We start from the raw sequence: 4,169 nt of genomic DNA on the forward strand, positions 1-4,169 counted from the left end.
ACTACAAGTAGTGTAAACCTCAGCTTTTGCTGCAACGGCAATTTGAACCGCAAGATGTCCAACGCCACCCGCACCCGCTAAAATGAGTACGCGATCGCCCTCTTTCACTTCCGCTTTATTAAGCGCTTGTGCCGCCGTTTGACTCGCCAGCGGGAGAGCGGCTGCCGCTTCTAATGTTACAGAGTTAGGAATGATGCTCAGTGCAGTTTCAGATACACACACATATTGGCTGTAACCACCGCCTTGCAATGGGAAGCCGATAAAGCCCGCCACATTATCACCAACAGTAAAACGCTCAGCCTGTGCGCCCAACGTAACCACTTGCCCCGCGATATCGTAGCCTGGTACCCAAGGTAGGTTATCTTTGTTTTGTGCAGCCGCCCAACCTAGCCCTGCTCGAGTTTTAACATCTATCGGATTGACGCCGGAAAAAGAGACCTTAACCACCACTTCGCCAACTTTAGGCTCTGGTATTGCACTGGTTTGAAGTACAAGGTTTTCCACCCCACCAAACTCGGTAATCGCTATCTGTCTATTTTCCATTTAAACACGTCCCTAATTAGTTAAAACCTAACGAATAAAAGAAAGGGATGCACAAGCATCCCTTCGACTATAAACCATTTAATAAGGCTAAGTTAACCGCTCATTCGTAAATTGACGACCAATTAACGTAACGATACATGACCTAGGTATCCATTAACCGACTAGCGCTAATAGAATACCGGCCGCAACCGCACTACCTAGTACACCTGCTACGTTCGGCCCCATTGCATGCATCAACAAGAAGTTCTGAGGGTTCGCCTCAAGACCAACCTTGTTCACAACACGAGCCGCCATTGGAACCGCTGATACACCAGCAGCACCTATCAGTGGGTTGATATCCTCTTTCGAGAAACGGTTTAATAGCTTCGCCATCAACACACCACCCGCAGTACCGATACTGAACGCCACCGCACCTAAGCCTAGAATACCTAACGTTTCTAAGTTCAAGAAGGTATCTGCTTGAAGCTTAGAACCTACGCCCAAGCCAAGGAAGATAGTTACAACGTTGATCAGTTCGTTTTGTGCAGTCTTAGATAGACGGTCAACTACGCCTGCTTCACGCATTAAGTTACCTAAACAGAACATACCAACCAGTGGAGTTGCTGAAGGTAGGAACAAGATCGTCATCAATAATACTGCAAGTGGGAAAAGGATCTTCTCACCTTTGCTTACGTGACGAAGCTGAGCCATCTTAATTTTGCGCTCTTCTGGAGACGTTAACGCCTTCATGATTGGCGGCTGAATAATAGGAACTAAAGCCATGTAGCTGTATGCGGCTACGGCAATCGCACCTAACAGATCAGGAGAGAGCTTACTCGCTAAGAAGATAGCCGTTGGACCATCTGCACCACCAATGATTGCGATTGAAGAAGCATCTGCCATCGTAAATTCCATGCCTGGAATGTAGTTCAGCAAGATCGCACCAAATAGTGTTGCGAAAATACCAAACTGAGCAGCTGCACCTAACCACAAGGTTTTAGGGTTAGCGATCAATGCACCAAAGTCCGTCATCGCGCCCACGCCCATAAAGATCAGCAGTGGGAAAATGCCCGTTTCGATACCAATGTAGTAGACGTAATACAACAAACCGCCGGGATCAGTAAATCCAGCATTTGGGATATTGGCCAATACAGCACCAAAACCAATAGGTAGCAGCAGTAAAGGTTCAAATCCTTTGCGGATTGCCAAAAACAACAGCAAGCAACCGACCAGCATCATACAGATCTGGCCGAACTCGAAGTTAGCAATCCCTGTTTCAGACCATAAGGTCATCAATCCTTCCATGGTACTCCCTTACGCTAGGCTTAGTAGTGGAGCGCCTACAGTAACTGCATCGCCTTCTTTAACATTCAGCTCTTGAACGATACCACCACGAGCAGCACGAACTTCCGTTTCCATCTTCATCGCTTCTAGAATAAGCAGGACGTCGCCTTCAGCCACTTCAGCGCCAGCCTGAACGTTCACTTTAAAGATGTTACCCGCAAGAGGAGCAGGAACCGCTTCCGCGTCAGATGTCGCTACAGGCGCAGCTTGTGCCGCTTGAGCTGGTTTTGCTGATGGTGCTACTGATGTCAGTTCACCTTGTGGGCCAACTTCTACATCATAAACTTGACCATCCACCTTCACGCTGTAGCTCTCGATACCACCAGATACAGGAGCGGGTGCCGCTGCTGCCACAGGAGCCGCTGCTTCTGCCGTTGGCGCTGGTTCAAATGCTTCAGGATTACGACGGTTCTTAAGGAACTTAAGACCCACTTGTGGGAACAGTGCGTAAGTCAGTACATCATCTACCGTGTCTTCCGCTAGAGAGATACCTTCTGCTTTTGCTTTTTCTAGCAAATCAGTCGTTAGCTCATCCATTTCAGACTTCAGCAGATCTGCAGGGCGACAAGTGATCGCCTCCGCACCATCCAATACTTTAGCTTGCAGTTCTGCATCCACTTCAGCTGGAGCTTGACCGTATTCGCCTTTCAATAGACCCGCTGTTTCTTTAGTGATGCTCTTGTAGCGCTCACCGGTTAGTACGTTAATAACTGCTTGAGTACCAACAATTTGAGAAGTTGGCGTTACCAGAGGAATGTAGCCAAGCTCTTTACGTACGCGAGGGATCTCTTCAAGCACCTCATCCATACGATCTGCAGCACCTTGCTCTTTTAACTGGCCTTCCATATTAGTCAACATGCCGCCAGGAACCTGAGCAATCAAGATACGAGAATCAACACCTTTTAGTTGGCCTTCCCATTTCGCGTACTTTTTACGAACATCACGGAAGTAAGAAGCAATTGGCTCAATCTGATCCAGCTTAAGATTAGTATCACGCTCAGTACCTTCTAGCATCGCCACAACCGTTTCTGTTGGTGTATGACCATAAGTACAGCTCATTGAAGAGATAGCGGTATCTAGAATATCGATATCCGCTTCAACGGCTTTAACTGCTGTTGCTGTAGAAAGACCCGTTGTCGCGTGGCTATGCAGTGCTAGAGGAACATCACACGACGCTTTGATGCGTGTAATTAACTCTTCAGCTTCGTAAGGCTTTAATAAACCTGACATATCTTTGATACATAATGAATGACAACCTAGGTCTTCTAGACGCTTAGCCAGATCAACCCAAGTATCTGAGTTGTGGACAGGGCTGGTTGTGTAAGACAAAGTACCTTGAGCGTGACCACCAACATCAATTGTTGCTTTCACCGCTTTCTCAAAGTTACGTACATCATTCATCGCATCAAAAATACGGAATACGTCCATGCCGTTCTTATGGGCACGTTCAACAAATTTTTCGACTACGTCATCCGCGTAGTGGCGGTAACCCAACAGGTTTTGACCACGCAGTAGCATCTGCATTGGTGTGTTTGGCATCGCTTTCTTTAGTTCACGTAGACGCTCCCATGGATCCTCTCCAAGAAAACGAATACACGAATCAAACGTCGCGCCGCCCCAAGTCTCAAGTGACCAGTAACCGACTTTATCCAGTTCTGCCGCTATTGGCAGCATATCTTCGATACGCATACGAGTAGCAAATAGTGACTGATGGGCGTCACGAAGTACCACGTCTGTGATAGCTAGTGGTTTAGACATGCTCATAAACTCCTTTTTAATCCTTTAAATGCTACTTAGCAGTCGACGCACGGTATTGATGAACCGCGGCCGAAATTGCTGCCACTACCTGTGGACTAACAGCTGAAGGGTTTGATTGTGATTTTTGAATTTTTTTAGGTGCTGCGATCGGCTCTGGTACTTCTTCTGGTACCAGTTTTGACATCAACCGAACGAGGTAAACTAGAATAGTTAGGAAAATAAAGACAACGGACATCCCCGTTATCATCAGAGTCGCCGCATCTCCTAGCAGGCTTCCAATATTAGTCATGTTGCTTCCTTTCTTCGTCATCCTGACATATGTACAGGATTTCAGCGAATAGTGATCCCGACCCTTGGATTATCTCGATTGGTAAAACTTTGTCAATTTTGTTTAAGGTTCTGTTACGGATAACGCACACATTAGGTTAATTATTCGCCTGTCAGATCACATAAATCTGTCAAATATGTAATTTTTAGAGAATTAAACTGTGACTTAAATAGAGCTTTTTTAAGAAATGATATGAGAAAGGTGGAATAACAAGGAA

The 4,169-nt window shown here is 46.3% G+C and carries 4 protein-coding genes; all 4 read right to left on the bottom strand.

Features of this window, described 5'->3' with window-relative positions:
- A partial coding sequence (locus BCT81_RS28570; RefSeq protein ID WP_157938899.1) for an alcohol dehydrogenase catalytic domain-containing protein occupies positions 1-543 on the bottom strand: 543 nt, incomplete at its 3' end.
- Between the two features lie 153 nt (positions 544-696).
- Positions 697-1,827: a sodium ion-translocating decarboxylase subunit beta gene (locus tag BCT81_RS28575; protein WP_004741882.1), complete on the bottom strand. Its 1,131-nt coding sequence runs from the start codon at positions 1,825-1,827 to the stop codon at positions 697-699.
- Positions 1,828-1,836: 9 nt separating this feature from the next.
- Positions 1,837-3,624: a sodium-extruding oxaloacetate decarboxylase subunit alpha gene (gene oadA, locus BCT81_RS28580; protein WP_102426622.1), complete on the bottom strand. Its 1,788-nt coding sequence runs from the start codon at positions 3,622-3,624 to the stop codon at positions 1,837-1,839.
- A gap of 31 nt (positions 3,625-3,655) precedes the next feature.
- A complete protein-coding gene (locus BCT81_RS28585; protein WP_004741884.1) occupies positions 3,656-3,913 on the bottom strand; it encodes an oxaloacetate decarboxylase subunit gamma in 258 nt (85 codons plus the stop codon).
- Between the last annotated feature and the right edge of the window lie 256 nt (positions 3,914-4,169).

Source organism: Vibrio sp. 10N.261.52.A1, assembly GCF_002876325.1.
GTDB lineage: Bacteria > Pseudomonadota > Gammaproteobacteria > Enterobacterales > Vibrionaceae > Vibrio > Vibrio chagasii.

Bases quoted from the DNA above. Each gene is read 5' to 3' on its own strand.
- oadA (WP_102426622.1), bottom strand. From the start codon at position 3,624: ATGTCTAAACCACTAGCTATCACAGACGTGGTACTTCGTGACGCCCAT.
- BCT81_RS28585 (WP_004741884.1), bottom strand. From the start codon at position 3,913: ATGACTAATATTGGAAGCCTGCTAGGAGATGCGGCGACTCTGATGATA.
- BCT81_RS28575 (WP_004741882.1), bottom strand. From the start codon at position 1,827: ATGGAAGGATTGATGACCTTATGGTCTGAAACAGGGATTGCTAACTTC.